This is a genomic window from Bacillus mobilis, assembly GCF_001884045.1.
In the GTDB taxonomy this organism is placed as follows: domain Bacteria; phylum Bacillota; class Bacilli; order Bacillales; family Bacillaceae_G; genus Bacillus_A; species Bacillus_A mobilis.
Window position 1 is genome coordinate 69890 of record NZ_MACF01000119.1, and the last position, 24306, is coordinate 94195.

Annotated in this window: 24 protein-coding genes, 2 pseudogenes and 1 other annotated feature; of the genes and pseudogenes, 20 read left to right on the top strand and 6 right to left on the bottom strand. The window is 31.8% G+C overall.

Annotated elements, in window-relative coordinates; translation table 11 throughout:
* Nucleotides 1-25 precede the first annotated feature (25 nt).
* The 13 genes from BAQ44_RS19870 to BAQ44_RS19935 all read left to right on the top strand — a co-directional run bounded on the left by BAQ44_RS19870 (nucleotide 26) and on the right by BAQ44_RS19935 (nucleotide 13738).
* Nucleotides 26-535, top strand: coding sequence for a GrpB family protein (locus BAQ44_RS19870; protein WP_071723187.1), 510 nt, complete (start codon nucleotides 26-28; stop codon nucleotides 533-535).
* Between the two features lie 117 nt (nucleotides 536-652).
* Nucleotides 653-1183: a hypothetical protein gene (locus BAQ44_RS19875; RefSeq protein ID WP_071723189.1), complete on the top strand. Its 531-nt coding sequence runs from the start codon at nucleotides 653-655 to the stop codon at nucleotides 1181-1183.
* A 12-nt stretch (nucleotides 1184-1195) separates the two neighbouring features.
* Nucleotides 1196-1870: a response regulator transcription factor gene (locus BAQ44_RS19880; protein ID WP_071723193.1), complete on the top strand. Its 675-nt coding sequence runs from the start codon at nucleotides 1196-1198 to the stop codon at nucleotides 1868-1870.
* Nucleotides 1867-3285, top strand: a complete 1419-nt coding sequence (locus BAQ44_RS19885; RefSeq protein ID WP_071723195.1) for a HAMP domain-containing sensor histidine kinase — start codon at nucleotides 1867-1869, stop codon at nucleotides 3283-3285. The genes BAQ44_RS19880 and BAQ44_RS19885 overlap by 4 nt, the downstream gene beginning before the upstream one ends.
* A gap of 104 nt (nucleotides 3286-3389) precedes the next feature.
* Nucleotides 3390-4376 (top strand): zinc-binding dehydrogenase, encoded by a 987-nt coding sequence (locus BAQ44_RS19890; protein ID WP_071723197.1) that lies wholly within the window; start codon nucleotides 3390-3392, stop codon nucleotides 4374-4376.
* A 249-nt stretch (nucleotides 4377-4625) separates the two neighbouring features.
* The gene (locus BAQ44_RS19895) at nucleotides 4626-5225 is read left to right on the top strand and encodes an undecaprenyl-diphosphatase (protein WP_071723199.1); all 600 of its coding nucleotides are present in this window, start codon (nucleotides 4626-4628) and stop codon (nucleotides 5223-5225) included.
* Nucleotides 5226-5933: 708 nt separating this feature from the next.
* Complete coding sequence (locus tag BAQ44_RS19905; protein WP_071723201.1) at nucleotides 5934-8072, top strand: penicillin-binding protein; 2139 nt, start codon at nucleotides 5934-5936, stop codon at nucleotides 8070-8072.
* A 177-nt stretch (nucleotides 8073-8249) separates the two neighbouring features.
* Nucleotides 8250-8508, top strand: a binding site (T-box leader).
* A gap of 65 nt (nucleotides 8509-8573) precedes the next feature.
* Nucleotides 8574-9812, top strand: a complete 1239-nt coding sequence (locus BAQ44_RS19910) for an MFS transporter (RefSeq protein WP_071723203.1) — start codon at nucleotides 8574-8576, stop codon at nucleotides 9810-9812.
* A gap of 104 nt (nucleotides 9813-9916) precedes the next feature.
* Nucleotides 9917-10939, top strand: a complete 1023-nt coding sequence (locus BAQ44_RS19915) for a serine hydrolase domain-containing protein (protein WP_071723205.1) — start codon at nucleotides 9917-9919, stop codon at nucleotides 10937-10939.
* A 4-nt stretch (nucleotides 10940-10943) separates the two neighbouring features.
* Nucleotides 10944-11537: a GNAT family N-acetyltransferase gene (locus BAQ44_RS19920; RefSeq protein ID WP_071723207.1), complete on the top strand. Its 594-nt coding sequence runs from the start codon at nucleotides 10944-10946 to the stop codon at nucleotides 11535-11537.
* A 152-nt stretch (nucleotides 11538-11689) separates the two neighbouring features.
* Nucleotides 11690-12145: a CcdC protein domain-containing protein gene (locus BAQ44_RS19925; RefSeq protein WP_071723209.1), complete on the top strand. Its 456-nt coding sequence runs from the start codon at nucleotides 11690-11692 to the stop codon at nucleotides 12143-12145.
* Between the two features lie 79 nt (nucleotides 12146-12224).
* The gene (locus BAQ44_RS19930) at nucleotides 12225-12731 is read left to right on the top strand and encodes a DUF3189 family protein (protein WP_071723211.1); all 507 of its coding nucleotides are present in this window, start codon (nucleotides 12225-12227) and stop codon (nucleotides 12729-12731) included.
* Nucleotides 12732-12931: 200 nt separating this feature from the next.
* Entirely contained in the window at nucleotides 12932-13738 is an 807-nt protein-coding gene (locus BAQ44_RS19935; protein WP_063263396.1) for a DegV family protein, read from the top strand.
* A 133-nt stretch (nucleotides 13739-13871) separates the two neighbouring features.
* On the opposite strand, the gene BAQ44_RS19940 is transcribed toward BAQ44_RS19935, so the two are convergent.
* On the bottom strand, nucleotides 13872-14444 hold the full coding sequence (locus BAQ44_RS19940) for a DJ-1/PfpI family protein (RefSeq protein WP_071723213.1): 573 nt from the start codon (nucleotides 14442-14444) through the stop codon (nucleotides 13872-13874).
* Between the two features lie 260 nt (nucleotides 14445-14704).
* Here BAQ44_RS19940 and BAQ44_RS19945 point away from each other — a divergent pair, with 260 nt between their 5' ends.
* The 3 genes and pseudogenes from BAQ44_RS19945 to BAQ44_RS19960 form a co-directional block, all read left to right on the top strand.
* Nucleotides 14705-15928 carry a MerR family transcriptional regulator gene (locus BAQ44_RS19945; RefSeq protein ID WP_063263431.1) on the top strand — a complete coding sequence of 408 codons (1224 nt, stop codon included), beginning with the start codon at nucleotides 14705-14707 and terminating at the stop codon, nucleotides 15926-15928.
* 111 nt (nucleotides 15929-16039) lie between these two features.
* The gene (locus BAQ44_RS19955; protein WP_071723216.1) at nucleotides 16040-17338 is read left to right on the top strand and encodes an MFS transporter; all 1299 of its coding nucleotides are present in this window, start codon (nucleotides 16040-16042) and stop codon (nucleotides 17336-17338) included.
* Nucleotides 17338-17634: pseudogene (locus BAQ44_RS19960) on the top strand (methyltransferase family protein); the annotation flags it as partial. The gene BAQ44_RS19955 and the pseudogene BAQ44_RS19960, both read left to right, overlap by 1 nt.
* A 49-nt stretch (nucleotides 17635-17683) precedes the next feature.
* On the opposite strand, the gene BAQ44_RS19965 reads toward BAQ44_RS19960, so the two are convergent.
* Complete coding sequence (locus tag BAQ44_RS19965; RefSeq protein WP_097863557.1) at nucleotides 17684-18397, bottom strand: hypothetical protein; 714 nt, start codon at nucleotides 18395-18397, stop codon at nucleotides 17684-17686.
* Nucleotides 18398-18893: 496 nt separating this feature from the next.
* Here BAQ44_RS19965 and BAQ44_RS19970 point away from each other — a divergent pair, with 496 nt between their 5' ends.
* Nucleotides 18894-19694, top strand: a complete 801-nt coding sequence (locus BAQ44_RS19970) for a GNAT family N-acetyltransferase (RefSeq protein WP_071723218.1) — start codon at nucleotides 18894-18896, stop codon at nucleotides 19692-19694.
* A 45-nt stretch (nucleotides 19695-19739) separates the two neighbouring features.
* Nucleotides 19740-20603 (top strand): annotated as a pseudogene (locus tag BAQ44_RS19975) (glycerophosphodiester phosphodiesterase).
* A gap of 270 nt (nucleotides 20604-20873) precedes the next feature.
* Here the strand turns inward: BAQ44_RS19975 and BAQ44_RS19980 are convergent.
* The gene (locus BAQ44_RS19980; RefSeq protein ID WP_061679012.1) at nucleotides 20874-21335 is read right to left on the bottom strand and encodes a DUF2306 domain-containing protein; all 462 of its coding nucleotides are present in this window, start codon (nucleotides 21333-21335) and stop codon (nucleotides 20874-20876) included.
* A gap of 174 nt (nucleotides 21336-21509) precedes the next feature.
* Here BAQ44_RS19980 and BAQ44_RS19985 point away from each other — a divergent pair, with 174 nt between their 5' ends.
* Nucleotides 21510-22040 (top strand): DUF4269 domain-containing protein, encoded by a 531-nt coding sequence (locus BAQ44_RS19985; protein ID WP_071723220.1) that lies wholly within the window; start codon nucleotides 21510-21512, stop codon nucleotides 22038-22040.
* Between the two features lie 44 nt (nucleotides 22041-22084).
* Here the strand turns inward: BAQ44_RS19985 and BAQ44_RS19990 are convergent, their stop codons facing one another.
* Entirely contained in the window at nucleotides 22085-22528 is a 444-nt protein-coding gene (locus BAQ44_RS19990; protein WP_071723221.1) for a hypothetical protein, read from the bottom strand.
* A 270-nt stretch (nucleotides 22529-22798) separates the two neighbouring features.
* On the opposite strand from BAQ44_RS19990, the gene BAQ44_RS30690 reads away from it, so the two are divergent.
* Entirely contained in the window at nucleotides 22799-22990 is a 192-nt protein-coding gene (locus tag BAQ44_RS30690; protein WP_071723224.1) for a hypothetical protein, read from the top strand.
* A gap of 167 nt (nucleotides 22991-23157) precedes the next feature.
* Here the strand turns inward: BAQ44_RS30690 and BAQ44_RS20000 are convergent, their stop codons facing one another.
* Nucleotides 23158-23682 (bottom strand): PIG-L family deacetylase, encoded by a 525-nt coding sequence (locus tag BAQ44_RS20000; protein ID WP_071723226.1) that lies wholly within the window; start codon nucleotides 23680-23682, stop codon nucleotides 23158-23160.
* A 42-nt stretch (nucleotides 23683-23724) separates the two neighbouring features.
* On the bottom strand, nucleotides 23725-24288 hold the full coding sequence (locus BAQ44_RS20005) for a class I SAM-dependent methyltransferase (RefSeq protein WP_071723228.1): 564 nt from the start codon (nucleotides 24286-24288) through the stop codon (nucleotides 23725-23727).
* Nucleotides 24289-24306 lie beyond the last annotated feature (18 nt).

Genomic DNA, 24306 nt, shown 5'->3' on the forward strand with positions numbered 1-24306 from the left:
AAATAATTATAAGAAGGTGGAAAAAGTGGAACAACAAATCGTAATTAAACCATATCAAAATGAATGGCATGATGAGTATGTAATAGAAAAAGAGAAATTTATTTCTTTACTCGGAGGAGATTATATTGCTATTGAACATATAGGAAGTACATCCGTAGAGGGATTAGGAGCGAAACCGCTAATAGATATGATGATTGGTGTAACGGATTTGCAAATTACCGAAAAGTGGATTGAAGCACTAATAAAAATTGGATATGAATATGTTCCAAAAGAAACACCTAATTGGCGTTTTTTTAGAAAGGGCAAATGGAGAGCTGGTACACATCATTTACATGTCTATATTTATAATAGTGAGGAGTGGAAGAATAACATTTTATTTCGTGATTTTCTTATAGAACATAAATGGGCACAAATTGAATATAGAGAATTAAAAGAGAAGCTTGCAGCTACATATCCGTTTGATCGTGTTTCATATACAAGTGCAAAAGCGCCGTTTATTCAAAATATAATAAAATTAGCTAAAAGTGATCACTAAAAAATTCAAGTGATCTTTAAATTCTCATTTTATTTTAATCTTTCTCTCATGTTCCTTTCTTTTTAATTTGATATTCTGCTTGTTACAGAAGGTTTATAAGGAAGGAGCTTGAATGAATTGGAGAAGCTACTAAGAAATAAATATTTTCATTTGTATGTTAAAATTACAGGCATTACTATTATTTTTTGTAGTATAGCATTGTTATTTATTAATGTAATATACGGCAACGCATTAAATATGAAAGGGTTAAATAAGAAATTAGGTTCTTTCGGTGAATACGGCGCAATTTTAGCTGCATCGTTATGGATTTTACGTCATATATGGTTATTTTTAAAAAAGAAAAATATAATTGGGTTTAAATTGATAAAGGATGTATATCTTTTTATTAAAAAGTTTCACGTGTTAATTGGATATACTGTATTAGCTGTATCAATTACTCACGGCATTTATTTCTTAGTAAAAGGAAGTAGGCATTTGCTTATATTTTATAGTGGTATATTCTCTCTTTTCATTTTAATCATACTAGGAATCGTTGGATTTTTCTTACAGAAACATAATAAAAAAACAAACTTGATATTGTATAGAAAAGCACATCAAATCATTGCAATTATATTTGGGATAGGATTACTCATTCATTTAACTGTATAGGAGGAATTACTGTTGCAACACATATTAATTATTGAGGATGAGGAAAGTTTAGCTGATTTTTTAGAATTAGAATTAAAGTATGAAGGATATAAGGTAGACATTCAGTTTGATGGAAGGAAGGGATTAGAGGCCGCACTTGAAACAAATTATGATCTTATTTTACTTGATTTAATGCTGCCTGGGTTAAATGGACTAGAAGTGTGTCGTAGATTAAGGGCAACTAAAAATACACCTATTATTATGTTGACTGCACGCGATAGTATTATGGACCGCGTGACAGGATTAGATAGCGGAGCCGATGATTATCTTCCGAAACCATTTGCAATTGAAGAGCTGTTAGCGCGAATGAGAGTTATATTTAGACGAGAAGAACATATAGAAAATAAACATGTTTCATCTCTTACATTCAAAGATTTACAGCTCCAGATTGAATCGCGAACGATTACGAAAGGAAATGAAGAAATCGAACTAACAAATAAAGAATTTGAACTATTACTGATGTTTATGAAAAATATTAATAGAGTACTTACTCGTGATGTTTTATTGGATCAAGTATGGGGATATGACGCGATGGTTGAGACAAATATCGTTGATGTATACGTTCGTTATTTACGTAACAAGTTACATAGTGTGGATAAGGAAGAATATATCCAAACGGTCCGCGGTGCTGGATATATAATGAAATGATTAAAAATATTGTGCATCGAATTCGAAATCTACCTATAAAGTGGAAACTAACAATTTGGTCGACGACTCTAGTATTTATTTTATTCATTTTATATAGTGCTCTGCAGTTTATTGTAATAAATAAGTGGACTATAGACTATGAACAGAAACAAATAAATAGACAAGTGACAGAAATAGCGGCCTATTTCCAAGATAAAAATGATAACCTTTCGAGTGAAACGTTTGAAAACAGTAAAGATTTCTTAAACAATATGATTGATAAACATCAAATGATTCGTATTATCGGTATGGACGGGAAAACAATTGTTACTGTTTCGCGAGAGTTTAATGAAGCGTGGATAAAACCAAAACAAGTTACACAAGAGGAATTATTTATAAAAAGACATGTAGAAGATCGCATATTAGTTCAGCGTATACCAATTCAAACAAAAGAGTTCACTGGTACTATTGAACTTACGAAAAACTTAGAGGCTTTCGATCATTTATTAAAAATTATTCTAGTGGTAATGGTTATTGCCGGAATATGTGGACTAATATTTAGTTTTTTAGGTGGTTTACTAATTACGAAAAAACTATTATCAAGTGTTCAAAATATAACGGATACGATGAAACGTATTAAGAAAAATGGACTAAATGAACGAGTTCCAGTACGTGAAAATAATGATGAACTTGCAAAATTATCGTTTCTTTTTAACGAAATGATGGATGAGGTAGAAACTTCTTTTACACAACAGAAACAGTTTGTAGAAGACGCATCCCATGAATTGAGAACACCACTAACAATTATTCAAGGACACTTGTCCATGTTAAATCGGTGGGGGAAAAATGATCCAGCAGTTTTAGATAAATCGCTTCAATCCAGTTTAAAGGAAGTTGATCGTTTAAATAAGTTAGTTTTAGAATTGCTAGAACTATCAAGAGCTGAATCAGAACAGATGCATCCAATCGCAGCTGATCCAGTCCATGTAAATAGCATATTAAAACAAGTTACACAAAACTTTGGCGTACTTCAAACTGAATTTCAATTTGATATGAAACTAGGTGGAGATGCGGCATATGTCTCAATACCTTCATCTTACTTAGAACAAATTATTATTATCGTAATGGATAACGCAGTGAAATATACAAAAGAAGTTAATAAATATATTTGTATTGAATCTAGTGTACAATCAGGGAAAGTTAAAATTCGTATTATAGATCGTGGAGCGGGAATACCCGAAGCTGATTTACCTTTTGTTCTTAACCGCTTTTATCGTGTGGATAAAGCAAGAAGTCGAAAACAGGGTGGAAATGGTCTAGGTTTGTCTATTGCAAAACGACTTATAGAGAAATACAACGGAACGATACAAATAGAGAGCAAAGAAGGCGATGGAACAATCGTTACGATTACACTGCCTACCGTTTCACTTAAATAATTCGGAAAGAAGGGATGTTTTGTGCATTCCTTCTTTTTTATGGTCAAATTATTTTGTTTATCCCGAACTTTCTAGTACATTAGAATCATTAAGGGGGAATAATAATGAAAGCGATCGTACAACAATATAAATCTGGATTTGAAGGGGTAGAATATAAAGTATTACCAGAGATAACACCCAATGCTGGAGAAGTGAAAGTGAAATTAAAATCAGCCGGCTTAAATCATCGTGATTTATTTATAATGAATAATAGAAAAGAAATGCAATTACCGTTAGTTCTAGGATCAGATGGTGCAGGTATTGTTACGGAAATTGGAGAAGGGGTTTCAGGTGCTTTATTGCAAACCGAGGTTATTATTAATCCTAGTATCGGATGGGATAATATTGCTGAAATACCTGAGTTACCAGAGGTGTTAGGTGGACCGAAAGATGGAACGTTTGCAGAATATGTTATTGTGCCAGCTGAAAATGTAGTGGCAAAACCGTCATATCTTACTTGGGAAGAGGCTGGGGTTCTATCTTTATCGGCACTAACTGCATATAGAGCACTTTTTACAAAGGGTAGATTAAAGTGTGGAGAACATGTTTTAATTCCAGGGATAGGTGGCGGTGTAGCGACATTTGCTATGTTATTTGCAAAAGCAATTGGTGCAAAAGTAAGTGTTACTTCAAGAGTAGAGAGTAAAAGAAAGTTTGCCGAAACATACGGTGCAGACTTTTCTTTTAATAGTTCTGGAAATTGGGAAGAGAGTTTAAGCGGAAAGAAAGTAGATTTAATAATTGATAGTATAGGTCCAGCAACATTTTTAAAATACTTTGATGTATTAAAACCAAATGGGAGAATTGTTAATTTCGGTGCAAGCTCAGGAGATAAAATTGAATTACCATTACGAGCATTATTTTATAATCAAATCGATATAATGGGAACATCTATGGGTAGTCGTGAGGAATTTCACGAAATGGTTAAGTTTATAGAGAAACATAAAATTAAACCAATTATTGATAAAGTATATTCGTTAGATGAAGCCATTCAGGCGTTAAATCGTATGGAACAAGGAGAACAATTTGGTAATATCGCACTTCGTATGTAATAAAAATATGATTTCGCAACAAGTATATTTAAATAACTATGTTATGTATTCTATACATAAAAAGCGTATGATTCGTATTGTTTTAAAGGTTTTTCAGCTTTATACATAATTAGCCGTTATAATTAGTCTTACTATTGTCAAATGACTACTAGTAAAATGAGAATTAGATGAGAAAAGTTTAAGCCCATTTTCATATTGATGTTGTATACTGTGTAAATCAAGAATGCTTTTATGTAAGGAGAGAGTATTATGAATTACACAGTATTTCAATGGTTTAATAATTTTGCTGGATCGTCCAAACTATTAGATACGCTAATGATTGCAATTACAAATAGTGCTGTATATGTAGCAATTTTGTTTATGTTTATCTTATGGTTTAATAATGGAAAGAAAGTCAATGCCATTAAAAAACAATACACAGTGTTATATACGACACTTTCAGTCATTATCGCATTACTAGTAAATGTTGTGATACATGCGGTATATTACCATCCACGTCCGTTTGTATCGCATGATGTACATCAATTAGTGCCACATGCAGCAGACTCATCATTTGTAAGTGATCATTCTGTACTTGTATTTTCTATTGCATTTGTATTTTTACTTAGGGGTGAAAAACTTAAATATATCGCTCTTATATGGGCAGTATTAGTTGGTGTTTCACGCATGTATGTAGGTGTTCATTATCCTCTAGATATACTTGGTGCTGCATTCTTAACATTTATTACGAGCGGTTTAGTAGTGCAAAGTACACGTATGTTTGAACCGATAGCGAAATTTGTATTTAAAATGTACGCATTAGTAGCGAAACGAATTCCTTTTTTAGCGAAATATAATCATATAGCTTAATTCTTATAAATAACTATTTGTAAGTTTGTTTAAAAGTTCTTCTTTGGAAATCCAGAGGAGAACTTTTTTATTGTGCACAAGAAAAGGATATATATGCATTAAAAGAGTTGCGAAAGTACAACTGAGTTAGCACCTAGTGAACTACTCACCACTTAGCAAAGCTTGAAGTGGGAGCTTCTCAGTTCCACGACGAAAGCAACCTTTCGTCTCCCTGAGCGTTACTTCGGGGCGTTCCATCCCTAGATGACCAACGCTTGGATGTTCTCTTTATACGGTTGATATTTTACGCAGGAACCGAATGGCTTGGTTTTCGCACTCTATTTTCTTCCTGCAACCTTCTATATCAAGTTATCAAAGAACCTCATAGAGCTACTTTATCAAAATTTTTTGACTACTGCCAAACCGAAATTCATCTCCCACCTATCGTTGGGCTACGCCCTTCACATGTTTGAGGAAGGAGAATTTTTTCGGGGAATTCGTTAAATTTGTAGCTTATTATAAGTTAATCATCATACGGCGGAATATTCATAAATTTCACGCACCGTAATATAAATAGAAAAATAAAATAAAAGCAGAAACAATAGCTACATTCAGAACGATTTAAAGGAATTAAAAGGAAAAGTTCGAAAGTTATAGTATTGAAAGCAAAAACTACATAATTTCTAGCACACTATCGCAGTAATTATTTGTGAAAGAAAGGGGATAAATATGCATAAACTTCAAACGAATAAAGGCGCGCGGTATTTTATGGTTGCTTTTATTGTTTTGTTTCTTATTATGCTTTCGCGGTTTTTCTATATTCAGGCAGTAGGAGTCTTGCATAATGTGAATGTAAAGGATCTTGCAAACGAGCAACATAATAAAAATGGTGTTTTGGAAGCAAATCGTGGCACTATATATGATCAAAATGGAAAGGTACTAGTCCAAGATTCCACAACGTATCGTGTCGTTGTAAATTTGAAAGGTACAGATAAGGTGAAAAATAAAGAGGAAACTGCAAGACAATTAGCTGATGCGCTTGAAATTGATAAAGAGGATGTATTAAAAAATTTTCATGAGGGACGTACGCAAGTTGAAATTGGAAAAGTTGGCCGGAATTTATCTAGAGAAGTGAAGGAACAAATTAGGCAATTAAAAATCCCAGGTGTATCCTTTATGACAGAGAAAGCAAGAGTATATCCAAATGAAGATTTTGCATCTTATATACTTGGTTTTGCTAGACCTGATGATAAAGGAAATACAGAAGGGAAATTTGGGCTTGAAAAGAGTCTGGATAAATATTTGCGCTCGACAAATGGGAAAATAGAATATGTGGGAGCACCAAGAGGAATCCCGCTTACAAATGATATAGGGAAAATAGAACCCGCTAAAAATGGGAATAACGTATATCTTACGCTCGATAAACAAATTAATAGTTTTTTAGAAGAAGCGATGAATAAGGCACAAGAGCACTATGATCCTTCTATGTTAGTAGGAATCATAGCGGATCCAAAGACAGGAAAAGTTTTAGCAATGTCTAGTAAGCCTAGTTTTAATCCTAATAAAGGCGATATCGAATATTTTTTAAATGATCCAATCGCAAATGCATACGAACCAGGTTCAACAATGAAAATATTTACGCTAGCTGCTGCAATTAATGAAGGAGTATATAACGGGAAAGAATATTTCCAATCCGGAAAATATTCCGTTGGTTCATCTGATATTAAAGATCATAACGGTGGATTTGGATGGGGATCTATTACATTTGATGAAGGCTTTGAAAGATCATCAAACGTAGCTTTTTCTATTTTAGAAGATCAGTTATTAAAACCGGATAAATTTAAGCAATATATGAATAAATTTGGATTCAACCAAAAAACCGGAATAGATTTACCTGGTGAAAGTAAAAATACTTTATTATTAAATACACAAATTCAACAAGTTACAACTTCTTTCGGGCAAGGTTCTACAGTAACTCCGATTCAATTAATCCAAGCAGCTACTGCTATAGCTAATGACGGGAAAATGATGCAACCATATATCGTTGACAAAGTTGTAAATCCAACTAACAAACAAGTTATTATGGAAAATCAACCGAAAGAAACTGGGAATCCGATAAAAAAAGAGACAGCGGACAAGGTAAGGAACTTAATGGAACGTGTTATTACATCTTCAAAAGGTACCGGTACAATGTATAAAGTGGATGGTTATCCAATAGGAGGTAAGACAGGAACAGCGCAAATTCCGAATCCTGAAAATGGACGTTATATGGAAGGAAAAGAAAATTATATTTTTTCATTTTTAGGAATGGCTCCGATTGATGACCCAGAATTAATTGTATACTTAGCTATTAAGCAGCCGAAGTTAAAGGGAGACGAGTATGGAGCTAAGCCACTTGCTGAAATATTTAAACCTGTTGTGAAAAATAGCCTTGAATATTTAAAAGTGAAACCATATACAGAAAAACAAATGGCCGATGCAACGAAAAAATCTCAATTAAAAGTACAAAACTATGTTAATCAATCCATGGATACGGTAGAGAATAGTGTGAAAAAAGAAAAGCTTCAACCGATCATTTTAGGCGAAGGAAAAATAATAAAACAATATCCGCAGTCAGGTGAAGTAATGAGTGAAGGGGATCGTATATTTTTATTAGGAAACAACGCAAAAATGCCTAATTTACAAGGTTGGTCTATGCGTGATGTTATGTATTTCTCCAAGTTATTAAAATTAGATTTAAAAACTACTGGTACAGGATACGTAACGAGTCAAAGCATTGAAAAGGGACAAGATATACAAGAAGGCGATGCACTAGAACTAAACTTAGAACCACCTTTACAACCGTTAGTAGAGGCAAATACAAATTAATTCGGACAAAGTGAAGGGTCTATATACAATAGGCTCTTTATTTTATAAATTAAAGTAATTTCACGCACCGTAATTTTTAGAAAAAATAATAAATAAGTGAATTAACAGAAGCAGCCTGTTAAATATCTGATTATTTTTTATTTACAGTTAAAAATAATTGTGATAATATGGAAAAAATCAAATGCAGTGAAGAGAAGAGTAAATAAAATGAATTTTTCACAGAGAGCTCCATTTAGCTGAAAAGGAGTAAAAATTCTTTATTGAACCAAGTCTCTGAGCAGCGCATCGGAACTTATTATGAGGGGATGGTGTGACGGGAGCTCCCGTTATAGAGCTATGGTATAAGCATGAATTACAATGCAGTACCTGATAAGGTTAATATGGCGACATATTAACAAACTAGGGTGGCACCGCGATGATAAATCTCGTCCCTAAGACTAAAAGTCTTGGGGGTGGGATTTTTTTATTGTTTTAAAACAATTTGGAAAGCGGGGGCCTAAAATGAAAAACTTACTTAAAGATTGGAAATATCCTTTATTACTACTGTCCGGAGTTGGTATTGCAAATTTAGGGGCATGGATTTACTTAATAGCACTGAATGTACTTGTCTATAATATGGGGGGCTCAGCCTTAGCTGTTGTTACTTTATATGTAATTCAACCATTAGCCGCTTTATTTACAAACGCTTGGTCAGGAAGTATGATTGATCGTTTAAATAAACGGAAGTTAATGATTCACCTCGATATATATCGTGCAGTATTTATCGCTATTTTACCTTTAGTTCCATCACTTTGGATTGTTTATGTGTTCGTATTCTTTATTAGTATGGCCAGTGCAATTTATGAGCCAACTGCTATGACGTATATGACGAAATTAATTCCAGTTGAGCAAAGACAACATTTTAACTCATTACGTAGTTTAATAGGATCTGGTGCATTTTTAATTGGCCCAGCGATAGCGGGAGTATTGTTAATTGCAAGTACACCAGAGTTTGCTATATATATAAATGCTATAGCATTTCTCTTAGCAGGAGTAATTACATTACTGTTACCTAATCTTGATATAAAATCCGATATTACTACGTCAAATGACAAGTTATCTTTAGCTGTATTAAAAAAAGATTGGAACATCGTTTTAAATTTCAGTAAGAAATCTTTATATATCGTTTTTGTGTACTTCTTATTTCAAGGGATGATGGTTTTAGTTGCTGCAACTGATTCACTTGAATTGTCATTTGCGAAAGAAGTTTTATTGTTAACAAATAGTGAATATGGCTTTTTAGTTAGTATCGCTGGAGCCGGGTTTATTTTAGGAGCCATAACAAATACAATATTATCAAGAAAATTAACACCTTCATTTTTAATTGGAATAGGATCATTATTCATCGCTATCGGTTATTTAATTTATGCTTTTTCAAATGAGTTTTTAATAGCTACTATCGGATTCTTTATTTTATCTTTCTCTATGGCATATGCAAATACAGGATTTAACACCTTTTATCAAAATAATGTACCTGTCCATATGATGGGACGGATTGGGAGTATTTATGAGCTTGTGATTGCGGTCATAACCATTTTAATTACGATATTGTTCGGAGTTACAACTCAATTTATTTCTATACAACTTGTCGTTATCGTAGGATCATTCGTAATGCTACTTATTACTATCATATTGTGTGTGTTTACTTTATTACCATCACAGTCTAAAGTACATTCCTCTGAGTCAATTAATTCCAAATAGTTCGCTTGGTTTTGATTTATGATATTCAATAGGAGGGTTCACCCTCCTATATATGGAAATATAAGAAGGGTGAACAATATTGATAAACGAGGGTGGTTTTTGTAATGAAAACAAAAGATCAAATAGAGAGCGTTGTAAAAGAAATACATCGACATATAGATTTCTCTGGGGTGATTTTAGTGAAAGAAGAAAAAGGCTTAGTCTATGAAGGGGCATTTGGTTACGCAAATCGAAATGAATGTATAAACAATACGCTACAAACAAAGTTCGGGATTGCCTCCGGTTGTAAAATATTCACTGCTATCGGTATCTGTCAACTTGTTGAAAAAGGGGTAATTACTTTTCAAACAAAGTTAAAAGAGTGTTTAAGTAGTAACTTTCCAAACTTCAATGAAGATATTACAATACATCATCTATTGACGCATAGTTCGGGTATTCCAGATTATTTTGATGAAAGTATTATGGATAACTTCGAAGATCTATGGAAACAAACTCCTATGTATCTATTAAAAAGTTTAAAAGACTTTTTACCACTATTTCAAAATAAAAATATGATGTTTGCACCTGGAAGTAAGTTTCACTACAACAATGCTGGGTTTATCATACTTGGATTAATTATAGAAGAACAGACAGGACTTACATTTACGGAGTATATAGAAAAAAACATATTTAATCCAATTGGTATGAACGATTCTGGCTATTTTTCTTTAGATACATTACCAAGGCACACAGCTCTCGGATATATAAAAGATGAAATTAACCAAAATTGGAGGACAAACATTTACTCTATACCAATAATAGGAGGATCTGATGGTGGAGCTTTTATTACTGCGCCAGACATGCTGAAGTTCTGGGAAGCGTTGTTTAACTATGAAATCGTAAGCCGAGAATATACAAAGATACTTTTAACTCCTCACATTCAAGTGAATAATAATCAGTCTTACGGCTATGGAATATGGATTGAAACAAGAGAAAATAAGATATTCAAATATCATGTAATGGGATATGATCCAGGAGTCAGTTTTCGCTCGGCCGTATATCCAGACTTAGGAATTACTTTAGTTATTCCATCAAATAAAGGAACAGGACCCGAAAAATTAATGACAGAAATAGAAGGAGCTTTTTAATTATATGAATATAGAAATTAGAGCTTATAACAAATCGGATGAAACAGGATGGCTACGTTGCCGTGTGTTATCTTTTTTAGATACAGCGTATTACGATAATGTATTTAAGGAGAAAGCAAAATATGAAAATCCTGCTATTGAATTAGTAGCTCTATTTGAAAATCAAATTGTGGGTTTAATAGATATTGAATATGAATTAGAAGAACGTACAGTTTGTTCAAGAGGGACTGGTCTTGGTGGCATGATTTGGCATATTGCAGTTCATCCGGATTTTCGTAGAATGAAAATTGGTGATCAACTATTAAATGAAGCGGAAAAGCTAGCGAAAGAACATAACCTAAATCGATTAGAAGCATGGACTAGGGACAACCTATGGGTACATGGATGGTATGAAAAGAACGGATTCGTAAACGTAGATTCATATTTACACGTATACTCCGATCATACAGACGAGATCAAAGGTGTAATGAAAAGTAATATAGATCGGCTATATCCAGTTCAAACATTTGCTCATTATACAGGTGAAAATAATGAAGAGATAAGAAAACAATTTAAACGAGTTCATGATTGTTTTTGTTTTGAAAAGTACTTTAGCTAACTAGAAAATCCTTATTAATAAAATAATGCTTCAAACTGAAGGGGAATCACATTCCATATTTTACAATTTAAAGTAGCTATCGTATTTCAAGTATGGAGTAAAAAGAGCTGAATATAGTTTTATAGATAAACAAGTATAAAGGAGGATACTAAATGGATATTTTACTTGTTATTCTTATTATCGTATTAATGCAAAGTAAGGAACGTAAAGTAAAAGTTAATCGCATTTGGCTCGTTCCGACTTTGTTGTGCTTTGTAACAATTCAGTCCATTATTCATATGGAACAATTAACTATATTACAATTACTATTATTCGTTTCCATGCTTGGAATTGGATTGGTTCTTGGGGTTATTAGAGGAAAAGCGTTAACATTTCGAATAGATAGTGAAACGGGTCATGTATTACGGAAAGGAAATTGGCTAAGCGCAATAATTCTTCTTATTATTTTAGGTGCGAAAATTGTAATAAAGCAAAGTATGTTTTCTGGAAGCACTCATAACACATTAATGGTTGTAACGAATGCCTTTTTATGCATTACATTAGGTACAGTAATAAGTAGACGATATTATATTTGGAAAAAATATAATCAGTTAATACAAAAAGTATAAATACATGTATCCCTTGTTTAACAATGCTGTGAACGGTAATACTAAATAACATTGAATTTTTACAACAAGGGATGATAATATGATATTCATTTACACAGATTTCGGCGGAACGCATTCAACTGCACTCGCTGCAGCGTATCATTTAAATAAATTACCAACGGATCGTAAGTTAACGAAAGAAGAAATATTAAATGTAGATTACTTTAATAAATTGAAAACAGAGGATATGGGGAAAATCATTTTTCATGGAGTAGATGAATATGGGAATCCCGTATATACAATTGGGTGCGGGGCATCTAAAGTCGTCGTACCTGCGATGAAGCATTTAGGAGAGATTCTGCAAAAACATTATCAAAGTCATGAGAAGATTGTTTTTTCTAATACATCACCAACAGTTCCTTTACCTATGACTTTTGGGGGGCTGTTTTCTAGAAGATTCCACATCGATTTTATCGGTGTACCGTTACTTGTATGGGGAGCAAAACTTAGCTGTGATAACATACAAAGACTGGTTAGTTATACGAAAGAAGCTGGCCGATTGACGAATGATTATGTTGTAATTTTAGATAATGATACTTTTAAATAATGCACGATAAGAAGAAAATGGGGCAAATACTTCGGTTTTCTTCTTTTTTTCGTGAAAATGACAAAAAATATTCACATTTAATATGCATCTACTATAGCCAAAACAATAAAGTCCTGTTACTATTACAGGGATATTCTCTTTTCGTAACATAAATATATAGAAAAGTCAGAAAAGAGGAATTGAATTAAGGGAGGAACAACATGAAGCGTGTTGCTTGGATTACTGATAGTACAACTGCGAGTTTTACAACAGAAGGAGATAACTTTGTTATCCCAATTGAAGTTATTATTGATGGTGTGTCGTACAAAGATTGTGAAGAAGGTGTGCGTGAGCGCGTCTATAATGCGTTAAACGAAGGTAAAACTGTCACTACATCACAGCCTAACATAGGGGAAATGGTAGAGTTATTTTCGAAATGTAAAGAAGAATATGAAGAGGGATTTGCAGTTGCTATTAGCGGAAAAGTAAGTGGAACCTATCAAAACATGAAGTTAGCTGCAGACATGGCAGGTTTCCCATTAACGGTATTAGATAGCGAAACAACAAGCTATCCAATGGATGAACTAATTAGAAAAGCGAAATCGTTATACAATGATGGTATGACGTTACAAGATATACACAATACATTAGCAGATGAAAAAAGAAGACCTTTCCACGTGTTCCCGAAAAGTTTAAAAGGCCTTTACGCAAGTGGACGTGTAAAAGGGGTTCAATTTTTACTTGGAAGTTTATTAAGTGTCAACTTAATATTAGAAGTAAAAGGTGGAGAGCTTTTACTTGAAAAGAAAGTTCGCAAAATCCAAAAATGTCGAGAATACATTAAAAATGAACTTGAAAAAGAATTACCAAAAGTACTTCATATGTTCCATGCTAACGATAAAGATGGAGCTGAAGAATGGATTTCAGATATTAGACAAGCATTCCCTGAAATGGATTTCAAACTATATCCATTACCAATTTCATTTGCGGTTCATGCAGGTGAAGGTACAATAGCAATTAGTTATTAAGAGAAAAACCCGTGAATGATTCGCGGGTTTTTTATTTAATTAAATTGAAAATGGAGGCATATTACGTCGCCATTAAGTAAAAAGCTCATTTTAACGTTTTTAGGAGCAACCAATCTCTCAACTAGATTTAAAATTAAAAATATAAACCTTTTCCTACTGGCTGAACAGTTTCTAGTACAGTATCGACCATTGTTTCATTGATTAGGGTTCTTATAATCCAAGCTGAGAGATCTTGAGCAGCAAAACAACCTGCAGCAGTGGAGATATTTCCTTCGTTTACGAAACTTTGTTCAATAACATCTACATCGAATTCTTTAAGCTGTTCTACTACGGACGGATATGTAGTCGCTTTTTTACCTGTTAGCAATTTTTTAGCTCCTAGTAATAATGAACCAGAACACATAGATCCTATTAATTGTCTTTGAGGATCTAAATGAATGCTATTAATATATTCTTGGTTTTTATATAAATCTTGTACACCCTTACCGCTTGCAAATATTACTGCGTCAGCAGTAGGAATATCAGATATGCTTCCTGTCATGGGAATACGTAAACCAGACATGGATATATGAGTTTTTTCCGTTCCTAATAGTTGAACGTTCCAATCAGAAACACCGCCAACTAAACGTACACGATTTAATAAATCCCATGGTAAAAAAACATCTATATCAGTAAAGTTATCGAAACAGACTATTGCAATTTTCATTTTCTAATCCCTCATTCCGTATGTATGTCCCCTTATTTAGAATATAAACTTCTCCTTTTAATTTTCTATATTAAGTTATAAATTCCTGTATATTCTATGCGATGGAAATTTAATTAAATAAAAGGATTATACACCTATAAAATATGTGGCATCCAAATACCTCATAGATAACGTAAATAATGTTGTTTCGAAAGTTTAAAGGGTTTTTAAATATAAAAATAGAAATCTATATAAAAAAATATACAAATGGTAGTGATGCTATGAAAATAGGTAAATTTGGAGAATTAAATAACATAAGTATTGATACAATTAGACATTATATGGACCTGGGTCTCATTATTCCTGAAAAAAAGGGAGGGCATTATTTTTTTGATGAGTATTGTCAAACAGATTTAAAACTTATATTACATTACAAAGAACTAGGGTTTAGCTTGAATGAAATTAAAGAACTATTTTTTTATAAAAATTTAGCGAAATCTATGAATTACAAAAAAGATACTTTTTACCAATCTTTATTTAAGCTGAAATATGACAAGTTGGAACAGGAAATAGAACTTTTGGAGAAAAAACGGGATAAATTAAAGGAAGTGTTACATGATTTATTATTAACAAGTGAAACTTCTAATTCAATTATAGGAATAGATTTAAGTGTACTACATTTACTGACATGTTCTAAGTGTAGCAAAAAATTAATTCTTCAAGATGGAATTATTACTAACAATCAAATTACCGAGGGGAAGTTAATTTGTAATTGTGGTGAAGAATATAGTATTACTTCAGGAATTATAACTGCTGGTAAAACATTTAAAGTAAATGGGCAAACGGCACTGGAAGATACTATTTCGGATTATATTTATGAAACTGATAAGGCATATTTGGAAAATATGCTTAAAGAAGGGGAATGGGCGAAAAAGAAACTAATACATTTAGATTTAAGTAACAAATTAATACTGGATATAGGATCGGGACTTGGATTCTTTTTGAGAAACATTTATGAAGACCTACCCGAAGATTGCCTATACATTGCAGTGGATCGAGATTTAAATAAACTTATATTTTTAAAAAATGTATTAGCAAGAAGAAATCCGAAAAGAAACATACTCTTTATCTGTGCTGATTTTTTGAACATCCCTATTCAGAATCAGTCTGTTGATATTGTAATTGATCATTCTGGTACGAGCAATTATAGTTTTGAGCATGAAAATTTTTTACTTCACGAGTTAAATCCGCTTTTTAAAATGGATTGCTTTTTATTAAGTTTATTTATTTTATTTAAAAATTTCAGCTCAAATAGCCAAATTACAAATAAATTTCGAGCAAATTTTACACTTTCAAAAGTAACGAAAGAGATCCAAAATCTACAGTTTCATTCGATTGATGAAAGTACTTCAAACTATTTGAAACGAGGAGGTAAGTACGAGGATTTCTTTGTTCAAGGAGAAGAAATTTATACATATTCATTTTTCGGAAAAAGATGGGGTTAACCCCATCTTTTATTTATTTCCCCTTAAAACTTTTCAAATAGTACATATTGATATTGGGTTAACCCAAGAACTTACACTTAATGTAATACAAAGAATAGTGGGGGAATTGTTATGGGAAGTTTACGATTACATATAGAAAATAAAAATAGAAACCCGGAACTAAGAAATATTTGTTTATATTCAATCGCAAAAACAGTATCAATATTCGGGACCTCTATGTATAGTTTCGCATTAAGTTTATATGTTTTACAAATAACTGGATCAGCGTTAAATTTCGCGATTACGCTCATATTAGGAACAATTCCAATGATTATTATGAATCCATTTGCTGGTGTAATTGCTGATAAAGTTAATAAAAAGAAACTAGTTGTTTGTATGGATCTACTAAGTGGCTGCTTATTAATAGCTGTTTATATAGTAAGCAGCCGTTATGGATTAAACTTATTCATCATTTATACTACGACCTTTCTAATGACGGTCTTTTCAACCTTTTTTGGAATAGGATTAGAAGCTGCGAAACCGAATATCGTCTCTAAAGAGAGGCTTATGAGTATTAATTCTATAAGTAAAATTATTGATTCTGTATCTCTAATTCTTGGACCCATGTTAGGTGGTATCGTTTTTTCAGTATTTGATATTAAAACTTTTATCATTATAAACGGTATTTCATTTATTCTTTCAGGGATAGCATTACTATTTATTCACTTTAAACTGTTCGAGTGTAATATAAATGGGGGAAATTCAAAAAGAAGAGTTAATTTTATTAAAGATATAAAAGAGGGGTTTTCTTACTTACTTGAAAAGGAAAGTTTAAAGAATACGTTTCATATTTTAATTTCGTTTAATTTCTTCTTAGGCTTTGCTGTTACCGTTCCATTGCCATACATTATTAACACAGTACTCAATCTTAGTTCTAAGCAATTTGGTATCATTCAAGGGACCTTTCCAGTAGGGATGATAATTGGTGCAATTGTAGTAAAAAAGATAACTAATCGTTTTTCTTACTCTTATCTTTTGAAAAAGCTAAGTTCTATGTTGTCAGTTATTATGATTTTTTCAGGAATTCCAGTTTTATTCAAAAGCTTTGAAGTGAATGATTTTGTATTCGTTATTACGTATTGTGTTGTTATGATCTTTTTAGGGATTATTATAGCGCTAATTGATATTCCTTTAATTTATTTCATGCAAAAAGAGATTCCTGATGAATATAGGGGAAGAGTGCTTAGTATTGGATTAAGCTTAGGGAAAATGATGCAGCCAATAGCACTCGCAATATCAGGTCTATTATTAAATTATATCCCAGCCTACATCATTCCAATTGCAGGTGGAATCTTATATTTAATAGTAATTAAAATTTCATCAAATCGTTTCACATTAGAAGTTCATTCGAAAGATTATAGTGCTTCGTAGTTTCAGAGCTACTTAGAAAACCTTTTAAAGACAATCCTGTAAATCAAGGTAAGCTATATACAGGTGGTTTATTTAAATATGCGATTCATATTAATTATCTTGGGGATTGCATTTGGGTGCTTGGTTTAGCATTAATCTCTTGCAATATTTTTAGTTTATTTATCCCGCTAGGCCTATTCTTAGTATTTGTTTTTGACTATATTCCAAAATCTGATGATTACTTACAGAACAAGTATGGGGAACAATTTACAGTGTATAAACAGAAAACAAAAAAACTACTACCGTTTATTTGGTAAATCAACTTCATAAATTATAAAAAGCGCAGGATTCATATCCTGCGCTTTTCTATCGTAATTCAGCTGTTTTTCTAATAACAATCTTATCAATATCATCTTCTTCATCACCGATAAATAACCCGCGTTCTTTTAAATACGCCTCAAAATATAAATCTGCTTCTGCACGTTCATCATACGGTTTTACAGATAGAACGAAACCTAATTTGTTTTGTTCCTCTAAATGAGAAGTGGAGATGTAAGCCGGTACATTGTGGCGTAAAAAGAGTTCTTTAACCGGAATAATCATATCTTTCATTAATTTCGTTAACATACCCATTTCAAACTCGAAATTAAAGCGATCTATGCTACATAAATCAGCGAATACTACACCGATAAAACCTGTATTAAATACTTCTTGATATTCTACTTCTTCATCATTACCGTAAAAATCCTTTTCGATTAAATAATTTACAAAATAAGCAACGCCATCACTTTGTTCAAATGGTTTCGTTGAAAGAACAAAGCCGATTTTCTTTTGTTTATGTAAATACACACATGACATGTATGCTGAAATGTTATGTTCTTTAAATAGAGAACTTGTTGCCCCAGAGAGGCCATCAAGTACGTGATGAACAATTTGAAGTTTTTTACGAGCGAAATAATAGGATTTCTTTTGTAACTCCAATGTATCAATAAAGACAGAGCCGATAAAGCCTGTATTTGAAATGATAGGTGTTTGCTTTTTTCTTCCTCTGCGCTTTGCTTGAGCCATTGTAAAAATCATCCCTTCATGTACAATTAAAATAAAAAGAACGTCTGTTCGTATATTTATATTTTACTATTAAAACGCTATAAAGTAAAGGGTTTTTGACGAAAAAAACAACAAAAAAGACACCTGTAAAAGGTGCCTTAAACGCTGTAGGGAAGAGGGTTCATCCCTACAATTTATATTATGATACAGAAACAATCTCTTCTGTATCTTCTACATCTAAATGACAGTCCATAGTACGAACATCTTGATCTTCATGACTTCCGAAATAAATAGTAATTTTCATATGTATCGCTCCTTTATTCTAGGAATACCTAAAATAATTACTAGTAATGTTAATATTTATTATATACCACTTTTTTCATTCCGACAACGTTATATCATTTTTAATTCTTTTAGGGTGAAAAGAGTGATGTATAGAGCTATTTTTATAGAAATAAGCACATTTCATATATGTTATATTTAATACTGAACGATTCGAATACGAATTTTTATGAAAGGAGAAAAAAGAATGAATTATAAACAGTTATTAATAGATAACTTCACATATAAAACGTCATATATTGCGCGACAGGTACGTGGAATGAATGTAAAAGAAACGAAGGATTATATTGCTGTAGACTGTGGTTTACCTGCAGATACATTTAATATCATTACTTTACTAAACAATGATGTAACGGAAGGTATTGAGAAAATATATAAAGTGGTAAGCGCATATAATCAAAAGAAATTTCCAATGAGTATTTGGTTTTGGGATGATAGGCATGAGCAAACTATAAAAAACGAATTAATAAAACTTGGCTTAAAAGAAGCAGAACAAAATATCGCGATGGTAGCAGACTTAAAGACAATTCAACCAACAATAAAAATGCCAGAAGGTTTTACGATACAAAGAGCATCTTCGTTAGGACAAATTAAAAAGTTTGGGGAAACGTTAGCTAATCTATTTGGTACGTCAGAGGAAGGTATACATGTGCAAACATTTTACAATGAAACTGCTTCTTTCGATTTATGGAATAGTGAAAATATGAAACTATATTTAGGGATTTTTAAAGATGAAGTCGTATCTGTTGGTTCATTAGTATGTACAAAAGATAGTATTGGTATTTATGATATAGCAACTAAACAAGAAATGCGAGGGCAAGGATTTGGCTCCACTATGTTTAATTACTTGCTGCAAGAAGCAAAAGAATTGAAAGTTGCTCAATGCGTATTACAAGCTTCACCTGATGGAATTAATATTTATAAAAAATCGGGCTTTCAATCTGTTGGACAAATGACAGTATTTGAAAATCGGCATTTAATTGAATAAATTATTCGATCCAAATTGCTTTCATGTAGGGGTTAATACATCATTATGAAAAAGATATATATTATTACAACACTTTGTACCTTTATAGTAATAGATAGTTTTGTTTTTTATAAAGTAGATGAACTTAAGTTCACGAAAGCTATTAATCAATTAAATCATATACAAAATATTGCACATAGAGGCGCTTCTGCGTATGCGCCGGAACATACAATACCAGCTTATAAATTAGGACAACAATTTAAAGGAGATTATATAGAAATTGATCTTCAAATGACAAAAGACGGACATTTAGTAGCTATGCATGATGAAACAGTAAACCGTACTACAAACGGTACGGGATTAGTTAAGGAACAAACATTAGAAGAAATAAAGAAACTAAATGCAGGTTCCTTTTTCAATGAAAATCATCCAAGTTTAGCAAAGAAAGAATTTGAGGATGCTAAAGTTCCAACACTAGAAGAAATTATTGAAACGTTCGGGAATGGTGCAAACTATTACATTGAAACAAAATCGCCAGATGAATATGCTGGTATGGAAGAAAAGCTATTAGAAATTATAAAGCACTACGAAATAAGTGATAACGTTCTTATTCAATCATTTAGTAAAGAAAGTCTGCAAAAAATTCATAGTTTAGATGTTACTATACCTCTAGTACAATTATTATCTTACAAAAAGGCAGTTCAATTAACTGAATTAGAGATAAAAAAGTATAAAACATACTGTATCGGCCTTGGGATGAACTATAAATATATTGATTCAGCTTATGTAAAGAGAATAAAGAAACACGGATTAGAAGTTCATCCATTTACTGTAGATAATGAAACAGACATGTAAAAGTTACTTTTATGGGGAGTTGACGGGATGTTTACGAATTACCCGGATTGTTTACATTCGTTATTACAATCTTAAACTATAATAGTGTAATTATGACTGAACCAATAAAACAAGTAGCCTCAATTATACAAAGATGGTTTGTGGTCCAAATGGTAACATCATTGAATACATAGAGCTGATATTGAAATGAAATCCGAAAAAGAATCCAATATTTTATTGGATTCTTTTTATTTAACTCTAAGTGACGAACTTAAAGCGATATGAATTTGAATTTGTTAATAAAATATTACATTGAGTATGATTTTTTATAATTACCATCAGAAAGTAACGAAATTGTAATGAATTTTAACTACGTTTTTTATATTTTTTTGATACACTGGCTACGAGAGGAATACCGATTAATGTAGGTAAAAACCAAAACCATATAGGTGGCAGTAAATTAATTAAGGGAATATGAATACCGACGTTTACTAATAGCGCGGTAACGGCACCAATATAAGAACCTAACATACCTCTAATATGGTGATGCAGCCAATTTTTCCAACGTTTTTTTCGTGCTAGGTAGCCATAAATCGCAAATGAATAAGAGAAAATTGCTACATAAAATAAATATGCGATTTTATCCCAGTTCATAATGGATAATATAATTGCAGTAACGGTGATCACAACATAGGATGCATGATATATTTCACCCCATTCCGTATGTTTTCCTTTCTTCTTTTGAGCAACCATCGCTACAATACCGGTGATTAAACATATTGTTCCAAATAATATGTGGATGGTTAAAAGAACGTTGAAAATGCTCATAATAATTCCTCCTTTTTTATTTTTATAATATTGCAGTATAGGAGAAAAGTTGAAACATATTGTTTATTCGCCTTAATATACTGAAATAAAGGTACTTCTAGAACAAATTTAAACGGACAAATTTTTCTTGAATTTAGTGAGTCACGTATTACGTGAAATGAAGGAGAGACTTCCATGTTTACATCTATTACATATTTACAATCTGGGAATGAGAAGCAACAAAAAGTGTATGATGTTTTGAATAAATTAAACATAATGGAGGATTTAACTTTGTATAGTCCCGTTCTTTGCGGGACAATCCCTATAAGAATTGATACAATTCAATCCGACTTAGATATAGTAATGGAAGTACATAACTTTGATGTTTTTGAACAGGAAATGAGATCTTTATACGGTTCTTATAAAGGATTCAAAATAAAAAAGAAAAAAATTAAAACTACCGAATCGATAAAGGTAAATTTTGAATTTGAAGATTTTGAATTTGAATTATTTGCTCAGCCTAAGCCAGTACGTAACCAAAATGCATATAGACATATGATCGTAGAGCACATGCTATTAATGCAGCATCCACATATAAGGGAAGAAATTCTTCACTTAAAAGAGAACGGTTTAAAAACAGAACCTGCTTTTGCTCAAGTATTAAATATCGACGGAGATCCTTATGAAGAGCTTATTGTATTAGGGCAGGAAATGCGGTTGTGGTAAAGATAAAGGAGCTCCTCATTAATTGAGGAGCTCCTTTATTTATTTTAGTCACAATTAGAGTTATTACAGCATAGACAAAAAGTATTTTGAATAGATAAAGTAAAGAAAGTGGTAGCGTCAGCATTCCCGTTAGTAGCAATTATATTATTAAGATCTGCTATTTCATATAATTTTGTTTGCCCCGCATTAATGACATCATTTATTGATTGGTTACTAGTTTTACTTTCTATTGTAATAAATAGTGGACCGTTTGGAGTAGTACTAAGTGGTACAGAAATTTGTATTAGGGAGTTAGATTGATTATTTGTAAAACTTTGGTATAAGGTTACATTCCTTTCACCTGGATTTAACAAATAATCTATTGGTGTATTATCACCAGGTCCAGCAGCGAAATGTGTAGATATAAAACACTCTTGTTGTGAACTTTGAGATGCTACCTTTTTCAAACTTTCATAACAATATTTATTGTCTTTATAGTTACCAGCCATATGTTCATTTCCTTTCTATTTAGCTTGTCCATACTGTATAGTATATGAATTTATAATAAATTATGTTTGTACAACTTTACATAATTGTATAAATAAGAGGGAGAATTATTAAAATGTGAAATTTATTTAAATATAAATTTATTAACTATACAAATAAACTGTGATAAAAATTCAAAAATCAGTCTTAAACAAGATATAGAGGATAAAGAGTTAATTATAATATTAAATAAAGATGACAAAAAGAAAGAGGAAAAGGGACTTAGAGAATCTATGTCTAAAAATGTATATATATTTTTAGGGAAAATTACCTTAGGTGAGTGTTTAAATTGTGGTATTCAAAAAGTTAAACATAAACTTATAGCTAAATTTGATGACGCTGATTTTTATTCAAAAAAATACATCAGTCCAAGAAGATTTTATGATATACCCCACAAATTGGTTCGCAATTTGTGGATTGCTTGAAATGTCACTTATTGTTGGCAGTATATTTACTCCTATAACAATAGGGTTAGAACAAGCTGATTCTGCTATATTTTTTCGCTTTAAAGATTTTCTATCTTACGAATGTAAATTATAACTAGTAATCTCTTTTGCAAATTCCAACAATAAATATTGAGTTAATTGAAATTTCATAACTTAATACCATGATTAACAGATGAAACGATACTTTCATAAACAATATAATCCATCAATTGTTCAATATTACCCTTAATTTGACTTTTATATATTGAAAGTAAATTTAATTTTTTTCTAAGTAATTTATATGGAAGGATAGCGCTGGATTTATTAAAAATATATAAATTATCATAATTTTGTTCATGTAAAATTTTTGACAGTGATTTATGTTGACTATGTCCATATTCACCTTGAAGATTATGTGTCACAATACAATTAAAACTGTTTTTTTGAAAAACCTTTGATAAATCTTTCATTAATTGCAATTTATTGAAACTTCCATCATATTGATCAGGATAATCCCATATTTCACAAGAAACACCAATGAGTTTCATAGCTGTATAAAATTCATTTGCTCTAATGGGATAATCTCCATTCGTTAAACAAATTACTTTCCATCCAGGCTCTCTTATTAATGTAGCACCTCCAAAAATCGATTCATCATCTGGGTGTGCTACAATCATTAATTTATCCAACACTTAACAGCGCTCCTATTCCATAAAGACATTCTAATCTATTATTTAATTTTTTCGAACTATTAATAATGAATCGTATAGAGCTATATATTTAAAGTTATCATTGTTACAAAGCTCTTCTACAGCTTTGCATACACCTGGGAAATAATTAGAGTAGTCATGAAAAGCTACAAGACCACCTTTGACTACCTTAGGTGAATAATTAATAATATCCTGTTTCACGTAATCATAATCATGATTTCCATCGATAAATATCGCGGCAATAGTATCAGGGATGTCATCATAGGCTTCTTCACTGTGTTTTTTTATTGGGATGATCATTTTCTCTAATCCATGCTTTTCAATATTTTCTTGAAAGTATTGAAAAGGTGGTACGACAAATGGATCAATAGCATAGATTGGGCGCTTCTTACTACTTATTTGTAAACTTCCAAGCGCCAATGCAATTGTACTTTTTCCTTTATAAGAGCCAATTTCAACAATACTACCCGATAAGTGATCAACTAGTCCAGGTAAATGCAATAAAATAAACTGTTCGTAGTTAGATAACCATCCTTCAATATTATCTACGATAGATAATAATTCATAGATACTTTTTCCTTTCTGCATATAGTAAATTCACTTCCT